Consider the following 18,679-nt stretch of genomic DNA (forward strand, 5'->3'; position numbering starts at 1 on the left):
TAAACCTTCCATCAAGGGGAAGGTCAAGGGGGAAATGTGAATATCAGCGATGTTGCGAAAAAAACCGGCTTAACCAGCAAAGCGATTCGCTTTTATGAGGAAAAAGGGCTGGTGACGCCACCGTTGCGCAGTGAAAACGGCTACCGCAGCTATACGCAGCTGCATCTTGATGAACTGACGTTACTGCGCCAGGCAAGACAGGTAGGATTTAACCTTGAAGAGTGCGGCGAGCTGGTTAACCTGTTTAACGATCCGAAACGCCACAGTGCCGACGTGAAAAAACGTACGCTGGAAAAAGTGGCGGAGATCGAACGCCATATCATCGAATTACAGGCGATGCGTGAGCAACTGTTACAGCTGGCAGAATCCTGCCCGGGAGATGACAGCGCCGAGTGCCCGATTATCGACAATCTTTCCGGCTGCTGCCACCGTAAAACCCACGCCTAACAGGCTTTAACCCGCAGGGTAATGCCTTCCACCGCAATGACCTCAACCCGCGTGCCGGCGCTGAGGTCATCGTCGGCCACCACCGGCCACGAACTGTCCCCCACGCGCATATGACCGCGTCCGTTGATCAGCGCGTTATCAAGCGTAAAGCGTCTACCCACGATCTGCTGCCCACGCTGGTTGAGGTGCGCGTCGACCGGCTTCTGCGCCTTCACCCGTTTGTTCAGCCAGCGCCACCACAGCCAGGCGGCCAGCAGCGTCAGCACGGCAAACAGCGCGCCCTGCCACTCCCAGCCGACAGGCAGCAGCCAGACGACCAGCCCGGTAATCACCGCGGCAACCCCGCTCCACAGCAGATAACCGTTGCCGCCAAGCATCTCGGCGGCCAGCAGTAAACCGCCAAGGCTTAGCCAGAACGCATGAGGATGTGCAACGATGAGCTCAATCATTTTTTACGCTCGTTTCCGCCGTCTTTGATCAACTCGGCAATTCCGGCGATAGATCCCATCAGACTGCTGGCATCCAGCGGCATCATTACCACCTTGCTGTTGTTCGCGGAGCCGATCTCCTTCAGCGCATCGGTATATTTTTGCGCGACGAAGTAGTTCACGGCCTGGATATCCCCGGCGGCAATCGCCTCGGAGACCATTTGCGTCGCGCGGGCTTCCGCTTCTGCCGAACGTTCACGCGCTTCCGCCTGGAGGAAGGCTGACTGACGGTCGCCCTCGGCTTTCAGGATCTGCGACTGTTTTTCCCCTTCCGCTTTCAGGATTTCAGCCTGACGCACCCCTTCGGCTTCAAGAATATAGGCACGCTTGGTACGCTCGGCCTTCATCTGCGCGTTCATGGAAGCAATCAGCTCTGCCGGTGGGCGCACGTCGCGGATCTCAATGCGGGTCACTTTGATCCCCCACGGATTGGTGGCTTCATCCACAATGTGCAGCAGGCGGGTATTTATGCTGTCGCGCTGGGAGAGCATTTCGTCCAGCTCCATTGAGCCAAGCACGGTACGGATGTTGGTCATGGTCAGGTTGACGATCGCCAGCTCCAGGTTGCTCACCTCATAGGCCGCTTTCGGCGCATCAATCACCTGAATAAAGCACACCGCATCGATGGTGACGTTGGCGTTATCCTTGGAGATGACTTCCTGGGAAGGGATATCCAGCACCTGCTCCATCATATTGATCTTACGCCCAATTCTGTCCATGAACGGGACGATCAGGCTTAAACCCGGCTGAAGAGTATTGGTGTAGCGACCGAAGCGTTCGACGGTCCACTGGTAACCCTGCGGGACAATTTTGACGCCTGCGCCCACGATAACCAGCGCAACGAATATAAGGACAGGAACAACGATGAGCATAAAAACCTCCTGTTTTGCATGCCGTAACGAGAAAAACTGCGTATTTGTTGAACGTAAGTATATCGGCTAACGAACAGGATTTCGCCCCTGTAAAGAGGTGGGAACCGGACTGGCAGAAATAAAACGCCCCGTTCGGAATGCGGGGCGCAAAACGTTACTTTTCAGACCAGGTATAGCTGAAGTCGGTGATAAACCCATCCCCGGCGTCAGCGATGGCTTTTGATAAGCCCTGATAGTATTTTTCCAGGCCGATGGCCTCTATCTGCTGGATCTGCTCGCGAACGGGAGCGCAGAACAATACCGCATTGCCCGCCCCGACACGTTTGTTGTTCGGCGGCAGATCGCCGGTAATCGCTTTAAACCAGGTTCTGATCCCTTGCTTTAAGCTGTGCGGCGCTTTTGTAAGATCCTCCTGGCCGGTCAGCACCTGTAGGGTAGGGAATTCATTAGCATTGACGGCGGTTTTCATACGCGCAAAGAACGCGGTAAAAAGCTCAAAAGAGCCGAGGTCTGTGACGCGAGGCTTGGTGGTTTTTCCGTTTTTATTGCCCATTTTTCCGGCAGGGGCTGTAGGCGCCGGAACCACATTGACCTTATGCAGATCCAGACCAAACAGCAGATTGCAGTGCGCCCGGCGCTCTTTAAGCGGATAGGACATCAGCACGTCAATAAACGCCGTCGCCTTCACATCGGCCAGATCATGGTTAATCAGCCATTGCGAGCGGGCAAATTCCGCGGGGGAAACGAACCAGTCCGGCACCTCAGTAAAGCGTCTGGATTTACCCTTGCCGTCAAACTCGAGAAAGTAAGCCCCATCATCGAAAGCAAAATAGCAGTTTTTAAAGCTACCGATTGTGGTGTTAACGATGAGCGCCTTCTTAACAAAATCGACCACCTCTGCACCCATGACAAAACGCGTGAGTTCAGAAGAATTGATGACTTCCATTAATGTTTCCACATCAGGAACACCAGGCTTCAGGGAAGAGAACTCATAAAAGATATGTGTCATGTTGCTGACTTCCTGTAGTTATAGAGGTGACAATTAGCGAGCAAAAAGTTTAACACTTGCTATAGGTTAAGGCTATTCGCGCTGCGTAGCGGAAAGGATTATGCTAAAGGCTGTTCTTATTACAGCGGTTAATGGAATCGGAATGAATAATAAAAAAAATCTTCTGGATATCAGGGATGTTGGCTTTCGTGTGGGTGATAACACCATCCTTCAGCACGTTGATTTTTGTCTCTCTCCGGGCGAATTTAAACTGATAACTGGCCCCTCCGGCTGCGGCAAAAGCACCCTCCTGAAAATCGTGGCTTCGCTACTGAGCCCAACGGAGGGAACCATCCTGTTTGCAGGAAAAGATATCGCCACGCTTTCACCGGAAAGCTATCGCCAGCAGGTGTCATACTGCGTGCAAACGCCGTCCCTGTTTGGCGACACGGTGTACGACAATCTGGTTTTCCCCTGGCACATCCGCAACCAAACGCCTGATCCAAAAAAGTTTACCGACGATCTGACTCGGTTCGGGCTTTCGCCGGAGACGCTGACCAAATCGATCGCCGAACTGTCGGGAGGGGAAAAGCAGCGCGTCTCGCTGATCCGTAACCTGCAATTCTTGCCGAAGGCGCTGTTGCTGGACGAAATCACCAGCGCGCTGGATGACGCTAACAAGCGCAACGTCAATGACATTATCCATCGCTACGCCCGGGAGCAGAATATTGCCGTGCTGTGGGTGACGCATGATTCAAATGAAATTACCCATGCGGATGATGTCATCACGCTCAGGCCGCAGGGCGGGAAAATGGAGGAGGCTCATCGTGGGTGAACATAACATAACCAACGAATCGCTGGCGCTGTCGATGGTCCTGGTGCTGGTGGCGATTGTGGTCAGCTACCGGGAAAAGCTGGGGCTGGAAAAAGATATTCTTTGGAGTATCGCCCGCGCGGTCATTCAGCTCATCATCGTCGGCTATGTGCTGAAATACATCTTCAACGTCAATCATGCCGTGCTGACCCTGTTGATGGTGCTGTTTATCTGCTTTAACGCGGCATGGAACGCGCAGAAACGCAGTAAATACATCGATAAAGCGTTCATTTCGTCGTTGATCGCCATCACTACCGGGACCGCGTTAACGCTGGCGGTACTGGTACTCTCCGGCTCGATAGAATTTACGCCGATGCAGGTGATCCCCATTTCCGGGATGATTGCGGGCAATGCGATGGTGGCGGTCGGGTTGTGCTACAACAATCTGGGGCAACGGTTCAGCAGTGAACAGCAGCAGCTTCAGGAGAAGCTAAGCCTGGGCGCGACGCCGAAGGTGGCCTCTGCGCGGTTGATCCGCGACAGCATTCGCTCTTCGCTGATCCCAACGGTGGATTCCGCCAAAACGGTGGGTCTGGTGAGCCTGCCGGGCATGATGTCGGGGCTGATTTTTGCCGGTATCGATCCGGTAAAAGCGATTAAGTACCAGATTATGGTGACGTTTATGCTGCTCTCTACGGCGAGCCTGTCCACCATCATTGCCTGCTACCTGACCTATCGGAAGTTTTACAACGCGCGCCACCAGCTGGTGGTGACGCAGTTGAAAAAGACGGGGTAATATCGGCTTTTGTAGGCCCGGTAAGCGTTAGCGCCACCGGGCATTTTTTTACTAGTAGAGCAACGCGTACAGCTGACGACGATATTTCGACGCCAGCGCGTCACCGGTACCCAGCGCGGCCAGGATCTCCTGGAACATCTTCCGCGCCTGTCCGTCTGCGGCGCCCAGGTCCTTCTGAAGATGGCTAAACAGCAGCTCCAGCGCCTCTTCGTTACGCCCCACCTGATGAAGCTGAAGCGCCAGCTGGCTTGCCAGCGCGGCATCCTGCGGGTTGTCCGCAACCTGCTGCTGAAGCTGTTGAATTTCAGGGGTATCGGCCGCCTGTTTCAGCAGGTCAATCTGCGCCACCAGACCCTGATAACGGGTATCCTGATCCTGCATCGGCACCGTTTTCAGCACGGCTTCCGCGTCTTCAGGGCGGTGCAGCGCAATCTGGGTCTCTGCCAGCAGCAGACCAATCTGGCTGTTCTGGTTCGACAGTTGCCACGCGTCTTTTAACAGCGGCAGCGCCTCGTCGTACTTACCTTCCTGCATCAGCGCCATGGCTTCCTGCGCTTTCAGCTCTTCTTCGCGCGGCAGAACTTTATCCAGCAGGGCGCGGATCGCCTCTTCCGGCTGCGGCCCCTGGAAGCCATCCACCGGCTGACCGTTCTGGAACAGGTAGACGGTTGGGATCGCGCGCAGGCCAAACTGGGAAGCCACCATCGGTTCGGCGTCACAATCCAGCTTCGCCAGAATGAACTGACCGTTGTACTGCGCGGCAAGGCTTTCCAGGACCGGCGTCAGTTGCAGGCAGTGTTGGCTGCGTTCAGACCAGAAGTAGAACAGCACCGGTTTAATCATTGACTGTTCGAGCGTCTGTTGCAGGTTAGCTTCAGTTATGTTGACGATATTCTGTACGGACATGCGGCATTCTCTTTTATCGGTTTACTCTTTACATGGGGGTAAGCGTCGTCGCTTCAACTCAACCCTGCAAAATTTTGTCCATCATCCGCCCCGGCAGCAGGCGTTTCAACCAGCCGACGGCATGGGTTACCAGCGTGACCGGATAGCGCATTTTAGGGGTATCGCTCTCAAACGCGTGGCGCACTTTGGCAACGACGGCTTCTGGCCCAAGCGTAAAACGCGCCGCGATGCCGGGGTTTTCGACCGGTTTGTCCGCCTGCGTCTGGTTAACGTTTTCCGTAAAGCGGGTGCGGATCGGGCCCGGTTCAATCAAGCTGACCTTAATACCGCTGTGGCGCAGCTCCATGCGCAACGCATCGGACCAGGCTTCAAGCGCATATTTGCTGGCGGCGTAAGCCCCGCGGCCCGGCGTGGAGATCAGGCCCATGACCGAGGAGGTCATCACGATGCGCCCTTCGCCGTGCGGCAGCATGGCGGGGAGAAGGCGCATGGTAAGCTGATGCGCCCCGAAAAAGTTTGCGGAGAACTGCTGCTCCAGCTGTTCCCGTGAGAGAGTCTGTAGCGGGCCGTACACGCCGTAGCCCGCATTGTTGAAGAGACCGTAAAGACGGTTGTTGGTCAGGGCGATAACCTCATCGGCGGCCTGCTCTACGCTCTCTGCCGAATCGAGATCCAGCAGAATGCCGGTAAATCCCAGCCCTCGCATGCGTTCGACATCCTCGGGTTTGCGGCAGGCTGCCAGTACCCAAAACCCCTGACGTTTCAGTTCAAGGGCGCTTTCAAGGCCAATTCCGCTGGAACATCCTGTTATTAAGACCGATTTTTGCATAACTTTACCTGTCAGGTTCTCAGCTGTTTGACGAGTCATGTTTTACTAAAGGAGCCAGCCGGGTTGCCATCCAGTCGGCAATGAACGGCTGGGCATCGCGATTGGGGTGAATGCCATCATCCTGCATCCACTGGGGTTTCAGATAGACCTCTTCCATGAAAAATGGCAGCAGCGGAATATCAAACTCTTTGGCAAGCTTAGGATAGATCGCGCTAAACGCCTCATTATACCGACGGCCGTAGTTGGCGGGCAGGCGAATTTGCATCAGCAGCGGCTGGGCATTGGCGGCCTTAATGGTCTGCAAAATGGTCCGCAGCGTTTGCTCCGTTTGCTGAGGCTGGAAGCCGCGCAAACCATCATTACCGCCCAGTTCAACCAGCACCCAACGCGGTTGATGCTGCTTAAGCAGGGCAGGCAGGCGCGATAAGCCTTGCTGCGACGTATCGCCGCTGATGCTGCCGTTCACGACAGACGCCCGGGACTGCCATTTATCATTGAGCAGGGCGGGCCAGGCCGCACTGGCGGCCATACGATAGCCCGCACTCAGGCTGTCGCCCAGAATCAATAACGTGTCCGCAGCCGCCGCGCGGAAGGTCATCAGCATCAAAAACAGGAAGGGCAAATGCCAGCGGAAAACATTGTTGAAGTTCATCGTCTTAAGAAGTCCGTCGGTCAGGGAGAACACGAGCTTTCCATCCTCACCGGAGTTGAACTCGTTGTCAAACGTGCCGAAACCATCGCCCTGATTGGTGAATCCGGTTCCGGTAAGTCCACGCTGCTGGCCATTCTCGCCGGTCTGGACGATGGCAGCAGTGGGGAAGTGAACCTGGTCGGCCAGCCCCTCCACGCGCTTGATGAAGAGGCCCGCGCCGCGCTGCGTGCCCGGCATATCGGGTTTGTCTTTCAGTCATTCATGCTGATCCCGACGCTGAACGCGCTGGAAAACGTTGAGCTGCCCGGCCTGCTGCGCGGTGACAATACTCGTGAAAGCCGCGATCACGCGAAGGCGTTGCTGGAACAGCTGGGGCTGGGCAAACGTCTCGACCACCTTCCGGCACAGCTTTCCGGCGGTGAGCAGCAGCGCGTGGCGCTGGCCCGGGCGTTTAACGGCCGCCCGGAAGTGCTGTTTGCCGATGAGCCAACGGGCAATCTCGACCGTAAAACCGGGGACAAAATTGCCGATCTGCTGTTTTCCCTCAACCGCGAGCACGGCACCACGCTGATTCTGGTTACCCACGATCCGCAGCTGGCCGCCCGCTGCGACCGCCGCCTGCGGCTGGTGAACGGTATTCTTCAGGAGGAAGCATGATTGCCCGCTGGTTCTGGCGCGAGTGGCGCTCGCCCTCGCTGCTGATTGTCTGGCTGGCGTTGAGCCTGGCGGTGGCCTGCGTGCTGGCGCTCGGTAGCGTCAGCGATCGTATGGAGAAAGGGCTTAGCCAGCAGAGTCGGGAATTTATGGCCGGGGACCGGGCTCTGCAAAGTTCTCGCCCCGTGCCGCCGGGCTGGATTGAGGAAGCGCGCAAAGAGGGGCTGAAGGTAGGGGAGCAGATCACCTTTCAGACTATGACCTTTGCGGGCGACACGCCGCAGCTTGCAAGCGTAAAAGCCGTGGATGACATCTACCCGATGTACGGTGACTTACAAACCAGCCCGCCGGGGCTAAAACCGACGGCCGGTACGGTCCTGCTGGCATCGCGACTGATGGCGCTGCTGAACCTGAAACCCGGCGACAGTATCGACGTCGGCGACGCGACACTCAAAATTGCCGGGGAAGTGGTGCAGGAGCCCGACTCTGGATTTAATCCGTTCCAGCTTGCGCCGCGCCTGCTGATGAACAGCGCTGATGTGGCGAAAACCAACGCCGTCCAGCCGGGAAGCCGTGTCACCTGGCGGTATAAGTTTGGCGGGACGCCTGCGCAGCTGGAGGCGTACGAAAAATGGCTCCTGCCGCAGCTCAAGCCGGAACACCGCTGGTACGGGCTGGAGCAGGATGACGGGGCGCTCGGCAAATCCCTCGAACGTTCCCAGCAGTTCCTGCTGCTGTCGGCGCTGTTAACCTTGCTGCTTGCCATTGCGGCGGTTGCCGTGGCGATGGGGCACTACTGTCGCAGCCGTTACGATCTGGTGGCGATCCTCAAAACCCTCGGCGCGGGCCGCGCGCAGCTGCGCAAGCTGATTGTCGGCCAGTGGCTGATGGTGCTGGCGCTGTCGGCTCTGACCGGCGGGGCGATAGGGCTGCTGTTTGAAAAGCTGCTGATGGTGCTGCTCAAACCGGTATTGCCCGCCGCATTACCGCCTGCCAGCCTCTGGCCGTGGCTGTGGGCCATCGGCGCGATGACGACGATCTCCCTGCTGGTGGGGTTACGCCCGTACCGGCTGCTGCTCGCCACCCAGCCGCTGCGCGTGCTGCGCCGCGATGTGGTGGCCAGCGTCTGGCCGCTGAAGTTCTATCTGCCGGTGATTATTGCGGTGGCGGTCGGGCTGTTGGCCTGGCTGATGGGCGGCAGTAAGCTGCTGTGGGCGGTGCTGGCGGGCGCGGTGGTGCTGGCGCTGCTGTGCGGCGTAGTGGGCTGGATACTGCTTAATGTCCTGAGAAAGCTGACAGTTAAATCACTCCCCATACGGTTAGCGGTTAACCGACTGCTGCACCAGCCGTGGTCTACCCTCAGCCAGCTCTCGGCATTTTCGCTGTCGTTTATGCTGCTGGCGCTTCTGCTGGTGCTGCGCGGGGATCTGCTGGATCGCTGGCAGCAACAGCTTCCGCCGGAAAGCCCGAACTATTTCCTGATCAACATTGCTCCCGAACAGGTGACGCCGCTGAAGGGTTTCCTGTCTGAGCATCACATTATTCCGGAATCGTTCTATCCGATCGTGCGCGCCCGCCTGACGCAGATCAACGGCCAGTCGACGGAGGGAAATAAGGATGAATCGCTCAATCGCGAACTCAACCTGACCTGGCAGGCGAAACGTCCGGACCATAACCCGATCGTTGCCGGCACCTGGCCGCCGAAAGCGGGGGAAGTGTCGATGGAGGAGGGGCTGGCGACACGCCTGAACGTGAACCTCGGCGACAGCGTGACCTTCACCGGTGATACCCAGGATTTCACCGCCAAAGTTACCAGCCTGCGTAAAGTGGACTGGGAAAGCCTGCGACCAAACTTCTTCTTCATCTTCCCGCCGGGTGCGCTGGACGGACAGCCCCAGAGCTGGCTCACCAGCTTCCGCTGGGAAAACGGCAACGGCATGCTGACGCAGCTTAACCGGGAATTTCCGACGGTGAGCCTGCTGGATATCGGCGCGATCCTCAAACAGGTCGGGCAGGTGCTGGAGCAGGTGAGCCGCGCGCTGGAGGTGATGGTAGTGCTGGTGACCGTCTGCGGCGTGCTGTTGCTGCTGGCGCAGGTGCAGGTGGGCATGCGTCAGCGTCATCAGGAGCTGGTGGTCTACCGCACGCTGGGAGCCAGTAAACGGCTGCTGCGCGCCACGCTGTGGAGCGAATTTGCCCTGCTCGGTCTGGTGGCGGGCCTGGTGGCGGCCATCGGGGCGGAAACCGCGCTGGCGGTACTCCAGAGCAAAGTCTTCGACTTCCCGTGGGAGCCCGACTGGCGGCTGTGGCTCACGCTGCCCGTCTGCGGCGCCGTGCTGCTGTCCCTGTGCGGCGGCTGGCTCGGAACCCGGCTGTTGAAAGGTAAAGCGCTATTCCGCCAGTTTGTCAGCTAGTTTACTGACGTGATGATGACGCACCGGCATTTCTGCTGGTGCGTCATCGCTTAACGGCACAAATCGTTAATGCCCCTGCATTTAGTAGCACAAAACATTAAAAACCCGCCCACACAGCCCGAATTTTTCCGGTTAATATTCACCAGCTAAATATTTAGCAGCGTGTCTATCAAGGAAAAAGAATGACTATAAGAAAAACAGCGCTGGCGACAACGATCGGCGCAGCAGTGGCATTAGCTTCTTTCGCTTCTCAGGCGGAAATCACCCTTCTGAAACAGGATCCGCAGGCGGGTAACCCGCTGAGCCGCCTGAACTTCACCGTTGGCGGCAGCATCCGTCCTCAGTTCCAGAATATGACCGGTGATGACGGCAAAAACAGCTACAAGCGCAACGGCTTTGACGGCGGCACCCGCTTCCGTTTCGCTGCGGATTACTACCTGTTCGATGACATCAGCTGGATCAGCTACTACGAGCTGGGTGTGAACATTCCGGCGCAGTTCAACTGGGATCATCACTACGCCGACGGCGCGCACGACACCTCTCGTCGTATGCTCTACACCGGTCTGAAGAGCGACACCTGGGGTACGCTGACCTTCGGCCAGCAGAACAGCGTGTACTATGACGTAGTGGGCGCAAAAACCGATATCTGGGACTACGACATGATTGGTCAGGCGCCAGGTAACGGGATCAACGGCGACTATGACGGCTCTTACCGTTCACGCCAGATGCTGAAGTACAAGAAAACCGTGGGCGATGCTGACATCTACGCCTCTTACCTGTTTGAAGACAGCGAATACCTGCCGGGCAACGGCCTGCGTTACAAACGTAAAGGCGGCGGTTCACTGGGTATCGATTATCACCTGACTACCGATCTGACCTGGGGCGCAGCGTGGAACTACACCCGCGCGGACATGCGTAACCCGGACAACGGCGACAGCAAATCCTACGACCAGAATATCCTTGGTACCGCCCTGAGCTGGACGCCGGATAACTGGACCTTCTCCGCAGGCGGCGGCTGGTATCAGAACTTCCTGACCACCAAAAAAGTGTCCGTTAACGACTACTTCGCCGGTGATGCATGGGGTATTGAATACTTTGCGGGTTACAAGTTCCCGGTTGGTCAGTATGCGGTGAAATCCATCCAGCCGTACTTCATGGGCGACCGTATTGAGTACGTGAATGGCCGTAACTACCAGCGCATCGACAACGGTGTGGGTATCAGCTTCCAGCTGGATTACGGTTTCCGCGTGGATTACGAACACGTGTTCACCTCCAGCACCGACAACCTGGGCGATATGAACCTGGTGCGTCTGCGTTACGACTTCTAAGTTGTCATGTAGGGTGCGGCCTGATGCCCTCACCCTGACCCTCTCCCACGGGGAGAGGGAAAAAACATTAAAAACGGCAACCCAGGTTGCCGTTTTGCTTTTACCTCGCCACCCGGCTTTATTTTTCAGCGATCGAGCCACTCAGCAATTTCTTCGTACGTCCCGCGATACACAATCTTCTCCGCCTTTTTCTCCAGCTGATAGCCGTACATCGGGTCGTAATAGTCCTTCAGCAACGGCACAAGCCAGCTGAAGTGCGCGTCAGTGCTGCCAGTACGCTGTTGCTCGACAAGCGCGGCATCCAGCAGGGCGGTAAATTCCGCAAAGCGTTGCAGCCCCAGACGGCGACGAATGGCGTACAGGCCGTGATGCAGATATTCGCTGTACGCTTTCCAGCCCGCCTCTTCACCGTAGGCGGCAGAAAAGTCGGCCCACATGTGGACGAAATACTCTTCGCGCAGGCGCTCAAGACGGATCTCAAACGGATCCTCGACCACTACGACAGGCGCTTCAGCCATGCGGTCGCGCAGGCACTCCGGCAGGTGGTTAGAGCCAATCATCCGGCCCTCGTCTTCAAGCACCCAGCGCGCGGCGTCTTTTTTCAATAGCTCAACCGCAAGGTGATTCTCGAAGCTCGCCTGAGAAAGCTGCGGGGTGAGCGTGCGGCCAAACGACGAGCCGCGATGGTGCGCCAGCCCTTCCAGATCGATGCCCTGCGCATGCTGCTTCACCAGCAGCGTTTTCCCGTTACCGGTGCAGCCGCCGATAAGCACCATCGGCTTTTGTGACTGCTCAATGGTCACCTGAATCGCCGTCTGACGCAGGGCCTTATAGCCGCCGCGGATCAGCGGGTAGTCGATGCCCGCCTCTTTCAGCCAGGCCTGGGAGATGTGTGAGCGCTGGCCACCGCGCGCGCAGCAAAGGTAGCCCTCAGGATGGGCAAGGCTGGCTTCCCGCCAGGCGCTGATGCGCGCCTCGCGCGTCTCGCCGTTGACCAGGCTATGGCCGAGCGCCAGCGCGGCGTCCGGACCCTGGCGTTTATAGCAGGTGCCGACGGCGGCACGCTCGTCGTCGTTCATTAAGGGCAGGTTGAGTGCGGCGGGCATCGCACCCTGGGCAAATTCGATCGGCGCGCGAACGTCGATTAAAGGGGTATCGGACGCGAGGATCGCGCGATAGTCCGTTCCATCGTTCATGGTGGTTCCAGAAGAAAACTGAGCAGCAATGGGCGGGGATTGTACGCCGGGGAAGGGGAAGGTCAACTCCCCGGCGAGGGATACTTACTTCAGTTTTGACTGCGCCCAGACAATACCGCTCGCATATTCTGGCGGCAGCAGGGGAACAATCGCTTCCAGCGTGGCGCTCAGGCGGTCCGTGTCGGTATCGTTCAGGTTCAGATGGCCGACCTTACGCCCCGGACGCACCTCTTTGTCGTACCAGTGCAGGTGCACCAGCGGCAGCTTCAGCCAGTTGTAGTTCAGATCGGTGCCGATCAGGTTGATCATCACCGACGGGCTGGTCACCACCGGCTGCGGCAGCGGCAGATCGGTGATGGCGCGCAGGTGCAGCTCGAACTGGCTGATGGAGGCGCCGTTTTGCGTCCAGTGGCCGCTGTTGTGCACGCGCGGCGCAAGTTCGTTGATCAGCAGACCCGACGGCGTGACGAAACACTCCATCGCCATCACGCCCACATAGCCCAGCTCATGCATGATGGCAGAGAGCATCTCTTCCGCCTGCGCCTGCTGGTCAGCATTGGCCTGCGGGAAGGCGACGCTGGTGCGCAGAATCCCGTCCTGATGCAGGTTATGCGTTAGCGGGTAAAAAACGGTGTGCCCGTCATGCCCGCGCGCGCCAACCAGCGACACTTCACCGCTAAAGTTAATGCCCTGCTCAACAATGCACTCGCCGTAGCAGTCGTCCGGCAGCTCGGCGGTGTCGTTCGCGCGCAGGCGCCACTGCCCGCGGCCGTCGTAGCCGCCGACGCGACGCTTCACAATCGCCAGGTCTCCCAGCATCGCAAACACGTCATCCCACTCGCGCTTATCGGAAAGCAGCTGCCACGGCGCGGTCGCGAGGCCGAGCTTGTCGAAAAGCTGTTTTTGCGTGAGACGGTCGGCAATGATCGGGAAGACGTCGCGGTTCACAAAGGCGTTATGGCGCGCCAGCTCGCGGGTCAGGGCGGTTTCCGGCCAGCGTTCAATTTCGGCGGTGATCACGCTCTGATGGAACGGCACGGCTTCCGGCTCGGCATCCAGCCCGACGGGCCAGACGGCAATACCCAGCGGCTCACCGGCCTGACGTAGCATCCGGCCAAGCTGACCATTACCAAGAACGCAAACCTGCTTCATGCTGCACCCCGCGGATCCGGGTTATCCAGCACCTCATCGGTCTGGGCTTTACGCCACTCCGCCAGACGCTGGTGCAAATCTTTATCATGCGTCGCCAGGATCTGCGCGGCCAGCAGGGCGGCATTTGCCGCACCTGCTTTACCAATCGCCAGGGTACCGACAGGAATACCGCGCGGCATCTGGACGATAGAGTAAAGGCTATCCACCCCGCTTAACGCGGCGCTTTGCACGGGAACACCCAGTACCGGCACCAGCGTTTTGGCGGCAATCATGCCCGGCAGATGTGCTGCGCCGCCCGCACCGGCAATGATCACCTCGTAACCGTTCTCTTCGGCGCTTTCGGCGAAGCTGAACAGTTTATCCGGCGTACGGTGCGCGGAAACCACTTCGACGTGGTGCGGAACATTCAGGATTTCAAAGATTTCGGCGGCGAACTGCATGGTAGCCCAGTCGCTTTTGGACCCCATCACGATGGCGACACGCGCCGGATTATTGCGGGAAGACATGCGTCTTAAAACTCCTGTGGTGCGGAACACACTGCTTTCGAGGGCACAGAGAATAGCATGTAATACCGGCAAGGAAAACGGTTGCGTGGTCGGGAAATGAGCGAAAAGACGGGGAGGCGTTAAAACGGGAAGGCGATCAGTTCGACACCTTCCGGCGTAACTTTGACCATCGATCCTTCGCTGTGCCAGGCGCCTAAAACCACGCGATGGGCGGGCTCGCCGTTGGCGATAAGGGAATGCACATCGGGACGATGGGTATGGCCGTGGATCAGCCACTGAACGCGATGCTTCTCCATCACCTTCACCACCGCCTGCGGATTGACGTCCATGATGGTCATCGATTTGCTGCTGTTGGCGGCCTTGCTGCCCGCGCGCATTCTGGCGGCGATGCGGTTGCGGATAAACAGCGGCAGGGCGAGGAACACTTTCTGGATCCACGGGGTGTGAACTTTGGCGCGAAACGCCAGGTAGCCGGTATCGTCAGTGCAGAGCGTGTCGCCGTGCATGATCAGAATATTGCGGCCATAGAGGTTGAGCACCTGCTCTTCCGGCAGCAGCGTCATACCGCTCTCGCGGGCGTAGCGCTGGCCGATCAGGAAATCACGGTTGCCGTGAATGAAATAGCAGGGGACGCCGGAATCCACCAGTGCTTTAATGGCCGCCGCCATCTCACGGTGCAGCGGGTTCGGATCGTCGTCGCCAATCCAGGCCTCAAACAGGTCGCCCAGAATGTACAGCGCGTCGGCGCTTTTCGCTTCACCGCGTAAAAAACGCAGAAAACCGGCGGTTATCGCCGGTTCTTCTGTTTGCAGATGCAGATCCGCAATAAAGAGTGTCGCCACGAATTACTCGCTGACGGTCACGCTTGTGATCACAACGTCTTCTTTAGGAACGTCCTGGTGCATACCGCTGCGGCCAGTAGAAACGGCTTTGATCTTGTCGACCACGTCCATCCCTTCAACCACTTCTGCGAATACGCAGTAGCCCCAGCCTTGCAGACTTTCGCCAGAGAAGTTCAGGAAGTCGTTGTCCGCTACGTTGATGAAGAACTGTGCGGTCGCAGAGTGTGGCGCCTGAGTACGGGCCATTGCCAGCGTACCACGGGTGTTTTTCAGGCCGTTGTTCGCTTCGTTTTTGATCGCTTCTTTCGTCTCTTTCTGGCGCATGCCAGGCTCGAAACCGCCGCCCTGGATCATAAAGCCGTTGATCACACGGTGGAAAATAGTGTTGTTGTAGAAACCTTCGCGGCAGTAGTCCAGGAAGTTTTTAACTGTTTCAGGCGCTTTGTCATCAAAGGTTTTGATTACGATATCGCCATGATTAGTGTGGAAAGTAACCATTTTTGCATCCTGTTCCGTTATTGTGGTGCGTCGACCCATGCTCGGGTCACATATAGGGGCTTGTTATAGCATAACCACAGGACACGATCACCTTGCATTGTGTGCTGACCGTACTCCGAATTATGGGTATTATAAGGAACAAACAATCCACACACGTGTTTACATGGAATCTTCGATGTTAAAAATCTTTAATACAATGACGCGCCAAAAAGAGGAATTTAAACCTATCCATGCCGGGGAAGTCGGCATGTACGTGTGTGGTATTACGGTTTACGATCTCTGTCATATCGGCCATGGCCGTACCTTTGTCGCGTTCGACGTGGTGTCACGCTACCTGCGCTTCCTGGGCTATAACCTGAAGTACGTGCGCAACATCACCGACATCGACGACAAAATCATTAAACGTGCTAATGAAAATGGCGAAAGCTTTGTCGCGCTGGTGGATCGCATGATCGCCGAAATGCACAAGGATTTTGATGCCTTAAATATTCTGCGCCCGGACAGCGAGCCGCGTGCGACCCACCATATCCATGAAATCATTGATATCACCCAAACGCTGATCGAGCGTGGTCACGCCTATGTGGCGGACAACGGCGACGTGATGTTCTCGGTGCCGACGGACCCAACCTACGGTGCGCTTTCCCGCCAGGATCTGGACCAGCTCCAGGCCGGTGCGCGCGTGGACGTGGTTGACGTGAAGCGCAATCCGATGGACTTCGTGCTGTGGAAGATGTCCAAAGCGGGCGAACCGAGCTGGCCATCCCCGTGGGGCGAAGGGCGTCCGGGCTGGCACATTGAATGTTCCGCGATGAACTGCAAGCAGCTGGGCAACCATTTCGACATCCATGGCGGCGGTTCGGATCTGATGTTCCCGCACCATGAAAACGAAATCGCGCAGTCCACCTGTGCACACGGCGGCGAGTACGTGAACTACTGGATGCACTCCGGGATGGTGATGGTTGACCGCGAGAAGATGTCGAAATCGCTGGGTAACTTCTTCACCGTGCGCGACGTGCTGAAGTATTACGACGCGGAAACCGTGCGCTACTTCCTGATGTCTGGCCACTATCGCAGCCAGCTGAACTACAGCGAAGAGAACCTGAAGCAGGCTCGCGCTGCGCTGGAGCGTCTGTATACCGCCTTGCGCGGCACCGATAAATCTGTTCCGGCCGCAGGCGGTGAGGCGTTCGAGGCCCGCTTCGTTGAGGTCATGAACGACGACTTCAACACCCCGGAAGCCTACTCCGTGCTGTTCGACATGGCGCGTGAGGTGAACCGCCTGAAGTCAGAAGATATGGCGGCGGCCAATGCGCTGGCGTCTCATCTGCGTAAGCTCTCTTCCGTGCTCGGCCTGCTGGAGCAGGAGCCGGACCTGTTCCTGCAAAGCGGCGCGCAGGCGGACGACGGTGAAGTGGCGGAAATTGAAGCACTGATCAAAGCGCGTCTCGAAGCGCGTCAGGCGAAAGACTGGGCGGCGGCGGATGCGGCGCGTAACCGTCTGACCGAGATGGGCATTATTCTGGAAGACGGCCCGCAGGGAACCACCTGGCGTCGTAAGTAGGTCCGTAACGCCCGGTGGCGCTAACGCTTACCGGGCCTACAAAATCACGACCGTAGGCCGGGTAAGGCGTAGCCGCCACCCGGCTTTTCTTTTACCTCCGCCTCCACCACAGCAACCCCATCAGCACCATCCCCGGCAGCCACACCCACAGCAGTTCCGAGATAATGACCTCATGCCCGTAGGGCGTGGCGTAGCGCGACAGCGCAAACGGCGCGACCTTGATCACCTGCCACGGCGCAAAGAAGCGCTCATCTGACCAGGGCCACAGCCAGCCGACGCCTTTCCCGCCTGTCGTTATTGAATCCAGCAGGCTGTGCGACAGCAATGACACGGTTAAAAACAGCCAGCACCGCGTCAGGCTGGCCCTGAACCAACGTCGGCCTGCCAGCACGCAGAGTATCGGCACCACCAGGGCAAACAGTAGCGAATGAGTGAAACCGCGATGGCCGAAAATATTTCCGTAGGCAACACCGAATTTAAACGCCAGTACGTCGGCATCGGGCAGCATGGCGAGGACGATCCCGGCAAACAGCAGGCGGGGTGGGATGACTTTGGTTCCGAGCCCTAAGCCCAGACACAGAGGTACGGCAGCGTGGGTGATAATGGTAGGCATTGCATTTATCCATGGCAAATCATGGGAATATAGCAGCAGATCCGCCGCAGCAAACCTGTGCTAAATTCTGATTTTACGCCGATTCTCGCGCGATAAGCTGCCCGGAGAGGGTAATGCGCTGCGTTTGCAGATCCGGCTCTTTCAGCCTGCGGATCATCAGCCCTGCCGCCTGGCGGCCGGTCTCTTCGCTGGCAGACGAAACGTAAGTCAGTGACGGCGACGTGAGATTAACGTGGAGCATATCTTCAAAACCAATCAGCGCCACCTGCTGGGTTAAAAACACGTCTTTACCCACCGTGCGCCCCACCTGGTGAATACCTGAGATTGAACCGATCATCGCGTCCGGTGAATGGCAGAGCAGGGCGGTAATCGTGTTGTTCTTCTCCAGCAGCTGACGAGTCGCCATGGCCGCCGCCTGCGTGTCATCGGTGCAGGCGGGAGAATATTCCTCACGCCAGACCAGGCCGCTCTGCGTCATCGCGCTGCGAAAACCAAGCAGGCGCTGCTCGCGGATACGGCACCCGTCGCGCCCGCCAATGTAGGCGATGTTACGGTGCCCGCGCTCGATAAGATAACGCGCGGCCAGGTTCGCCGCCTGGCGGTTATCGCGCATCACCAGGTTGCATTTCTCTTCCAGCAACGACTGCGAAACCGCCACAAGCGGCAGCGGGCAGTGACGAATGTGTTCCGGAAGAGAGGCGGCGCGGGTGTCCGACGCCAGGTAGATGACGCCCGCCACGCCCTGCTGCTTAAATGAGAGCAGGGTACGCTCAAGATGTTCGCCGTCGTTCAGCGGCTGACCGAGAAATACCATATAACCCTGTTTCTCCAGCTCCTGAACGATGCTCGCCATCACCTTGATGGAAAAGCTGTCGCTGAAGTCGCGCAGGATCAGGCCGATTAAGTTGGAGGTGTTGGCGCGAAGATTGGCAGCGGCGACGTTATGAACATAGCCCAGCGTTGTGATGGCGGCATTGACCTTCCCGATCGTCGCCTCTGAGATCTTCCCTTTCTGGCGCAGCACCAGCGAAACGGTAGAAACCGACACGCCCGCATGCTTTGCGACATCAATAATGCTGACTTTCTTCAAAACCGCTCCCTGAAATTTCCCGATTATCAGCCA

General features: G+C 57.7%; 20 protein-coding genes. 7 read left to right on the forward strand and 13 right to left on the reverse strand.

What is annotated here, in order from left to right; translation table 11 throughout:
- Positions 1-36 precede the first annotated feature (36 nt).
- On the forward strand, positions 37-447 hold the full coding sequence (cueR, locus tag ACOTWU_RS13555) for a Cu(I)-responsive transcriptional regulator (RefSeq protein ID WP_017383222.1): 411 nt from the start codon (positions 37-39) through the stop codon (positions 445-447).
- Here the strand turns inward: cueR and ACOTWU_RS13560 are convergent.
- The 3 genes from ACOTWU_RS13560 to ACOTWU_RS13570 all read right to left on the reverse strand — a co-directional run bounded on the left by ACOTWU_RS13560 (position 444) and on the right by ACOTWU_RS13570 (position 2,816).
- Positions 444-896 carry an NfeD family protein gene (locus tag ACOTWU_RS13560; RefSeq protein ID WP_015571238.1) on the reverse strand — a complete coding sequence of 151 codons (453 nt, stop codon included), beginning with the start codon at positions 894-896 and terminating at the stop codon, positions 444-446. The genes cueR and ACOTWU_RS13560 overlap by 4 nt on opposite strands.
- Complete coding sequence (locus tag ACOTWU_RS13565; RefSeq protein WP_003858941.1) at positions 893-1,807, reverse strand: SPFH domain-containing protein; 915 nt, start codon at positions 1,805-1,807, stop codon at positions 893-895. The genes ACOTWU_RS13560 and ACOTWU_RS13565 overlap by 4 nt, the downstream gene beginning before the upstream one ends.
- 154 nt (positions 1,808-1,961) lie before the next feature.
- Complete coding sequence (locus ACOTWU_RS13570; protein ID WP_015571236.1) at positions 1,962-2,816, reverse strand: hypothetical protein; 855 nt, start codon at positions 2,814-2,816, stop codon at positions 1,962-1,964.
- A 142-nt stretch (positions 2,817-2,958) separates the two neighbouring features.
- Between ACOTWU_RS13570 and fetA the strand changes: the two genes are divergently transcribed.
- Positions 2,959-3,630, forward strand: a complete 672-nt coding sequence (gene fetA / locus ACOTWU_RS13575) for an iron efflux ABC transporter ATP-binding subunit FetA (RefSeq protein WP_015571235.1) — start codon at positions 2,959-2,961, stop codon at positions 3,628-3,630.
- Positions 3,623-4,405 (forward strand): iron efflux ABC transporter permease subunit FetB, encoded by a 783-nt coding sequence (fetB, locus tag ACOTWU_RS13580; RefSeq protein ID WP_017383223.1) that lies wholly within the window; start codon positions 3,623-3,625, stop codon positions 4,403-4,405. The genes fetA and fetB overlap by 8 nt, the downstream gene beginning before the upstream one ends.
- A 51-nt stretch (positions 4,406-4,456) precedes the next feature.
- Here fetB and ACOTWU_RS13585 read toward each other — a convergent pair whose 3' ends face one another.
- From ACOTWU_RS13585 to tesA, 3 genes are read right to left on the reverse strand one after another with little or no spacing between them, the layout of a single operon-like run.
- The gene (locus tag ACOTWU_RS13585) at positions 4,457-5,311 is read right to left on the reverse strand and encodes a co-chaperone YbbN (RefSeq protein ID WP_017383224.1); all 855 of its coding nucleotides are present in this window, start codon (positions 5,309-5,311) and stop codon (positions 4,457-4,459) included.
- Positions 5,312-5,369: 58 nt separating this feature from the next.
- Positions 5,370-6,179: an SDR family oxidoreductase gene (locus ACOTWU_RS13590; RefSeq protein ID WP_126499170.1), complete on the reverse strand. Its 810-nt coding sequence runs from the start codon at positions 6,177-6,179 to the stop codon at positions 5,370-5,372.
- The gene (tesA, locus tag ACOTWU_RS13595) at positions 6,160-6,792 is read right to left on the reverse strand and encodes a multifunctional acyl-CoA thioesterase I/protease I/lysophospholipase L1 (protein ID WP_003858933.1); all 633 of its coding nucleotides are present in this window, start codon (positions 6,790-6,792) and stop codon (positions 6,160-6,162) included. Before tesA ends, ACOTWU_RS13590 begins: the two co-directional genes overlap by 20 nt.
- On the opposite strand from tesA, the gene ybbA reads away from it, so the two are divergent.
- The 3 genes from ybbA to ACOTWU_RS13610 all read left to right on the forward strand — a co-directional run bounded on the left by ybbA (position 6,763) and on the right by ACOTWU_RS13610 (position 11,188).
- Positions 6,763-7,449 (forward strand): putative ABC transporter ATP-binding protein YbbA, encoded by a 687-nt coding sequence (ybbA, locus tag ACOTWU_RS13600; RefSeq protein WP_017383226.1) that lies wholly within the window; start codon positions 6,763-6,765, stop codon positions 7,447-7,449. The genes tesA and ybbA overlap by 30 nt on opposite strands.
- Positions 7,446-9,860, forward strand: a complete 2,415-nt coding sequence (ybbP, locus tag ACOTWU_RS13605) for a putative ABC transporter permease subunit YbbP (protein WP_040117276.1) — start codon at positions 7,446-7,448, stop codon at positions 9,858-9,860. The genes ybbA and ybbP overlap by 4 nt, the downstream gene beginning before the upstream one ends.
- Positions 9,861-10,042: 182 nt before the next feature.
- Positions 10,043-11,188, forward strand: a complete 1,146-nt coding sequence (locus ACOTWU_RS13610) for a porin (RefSeq protein WP_017383228.1) — start codon at positions 10,043-10,045, stop codon at positions 11,186-11,188.
- 125 nt (positions 11,189-11,313) lie between these two features.
- Here the strand turns inward: ACOTWU_RS13610 and mnmH are convergent, their stop codons facing one another.
- The 5 genes from mnmH to ppiB form a co-directional block, all read right to left on the reverse strand.
- Complete coding sequence (gene mnmH / locus ACOTWU_RS13615; protein ID WP_032671351.1) at positions 11,314-12,384, reverse strand: tRNA 2-selenouridine(34) synthase MnmH; 1,071 nt, start codon at positions 12,382-12,384, stop codon at positions 11,314-11,316.
- Positions 12,385-12,468: 84 nt separating this feature from the next.
- Positions 12,469-13,536 (reverse strand): 5-(carboxyamino)imidazole ribonucleotide synthase, encoded by a 1,068-nt coding sequence (gene purK, locus ACOTWU_RS13620; RefSeq protein ID WP_003858922.1) that lies wholly within the window; start codon positions 13,534-13,536, stop codon positions 12,469-12,471.
- Positions 13,533-14,042 carry a 5-(carboxyamino)imidazole ribonucleotide mutase gene (gene purE / locus ACOTWU_RS13625; protein WP_006809824.1) on the reverse strand — a complete coding sequence of 170 codons (510 nt, stop codon included), beginning with the start codon at positions 14,040-14,042 and terminating at the stop codon, positions 13,533-13,535. The genes purK and purE overlap by 4 nt, the downstream gene beginning before the upstream one ends.
- Before the next feature lie 119 nt (positions 14,043-14,161).
- The gene (gene lpxH, locus ACOTWU_RS13630) at positions 14,162-14,884 is read right to left on the reverse strand and encodes a UDP-2,3-diacylglucosamine diphosphatase (protein WP_023303214.1); all 723 of its coding nucleotides are present in this window, start codon (positions 14,882-14,884) and stop codon (positions 14,162-14,164) included.
- A gap of 3 nt (positions 14,885-14,887) precedes the next feature.
- Positions 14,888-15,382: a peptidylprolyl isomerase B gene (gene ppiB / locus ACOTWU_RS13635; protein ID WP_000256009.1), complete on the reverse strand. Its 495-nt coding sequence runs from the start codon at positions 15,380-15,382 to the stop codon at positions 14,888-14,890.
- A gap of 175 nt (positions 15,383-15,557) precedes the next feature.
- Between ppiB and cysS the strand changes: the two genes are divergently transcribed.
- Positions 15,558-16,943, forward strand: a complete 1,386-nt coding sequence (gene cysS, locus ACOTWU_RS13640) for a cysteine--tRNA ligase (RefSeq protein WP_032647477.1) — start codon at positions 15,558-15,560, stop codon at positions 16,941-16,943.
- A 91-nt stretch (positions 16,944-17,034) separates the two neighbouring features.
- On the opposite strand, the gene ACOTWU_RS13645 is transcribed toward cysS, so the two are convergent.
- Both ACOTWU_RS13645 and malI read right to left on the reverse strand, forming a co-directional pair.
- The gene (locus ACOTWU_RS13645; protein WP_047731523.1) at positions 17,035-17,556 is read right to left on the reverse strand and encodes a metal-dependent hydrolase; all 522 of its coding nucleotides are present in this window, start codon (positions 17,554-17,556) and stop codon (positions 17,035-17,037) included.
- Between the two features lie 73 nt (positions 17,557-17,629).
- The gene (gene malI / locus ACOTWU_RS13650) at positions 17,630-18,646 is read right to left on the reverse strand and encodes a Mal regulon transcriptional regulator MalI (RefSeq protein ID WP_023303216.1); all 1,017 of its coding nucleotides are present in this window, start codon (positions 18,644-18,646) and stop codon (positions 17,630-17,632) included.
- Positions 18,647-18,679 lie beyond the last annotated feature (33 nt).

The sequence above is a fragment of the Enterobacter cloacae complex sp. GYL001 genome (genome assembly GCF_049237125.1).
Classification (GTDB): Bacteria; Pseudomonadota; Gammaproteobacteria; order Enterobacterales; family Enterobacteriaceae; genus Enterobacter; species Enterobacter hormaechei_C.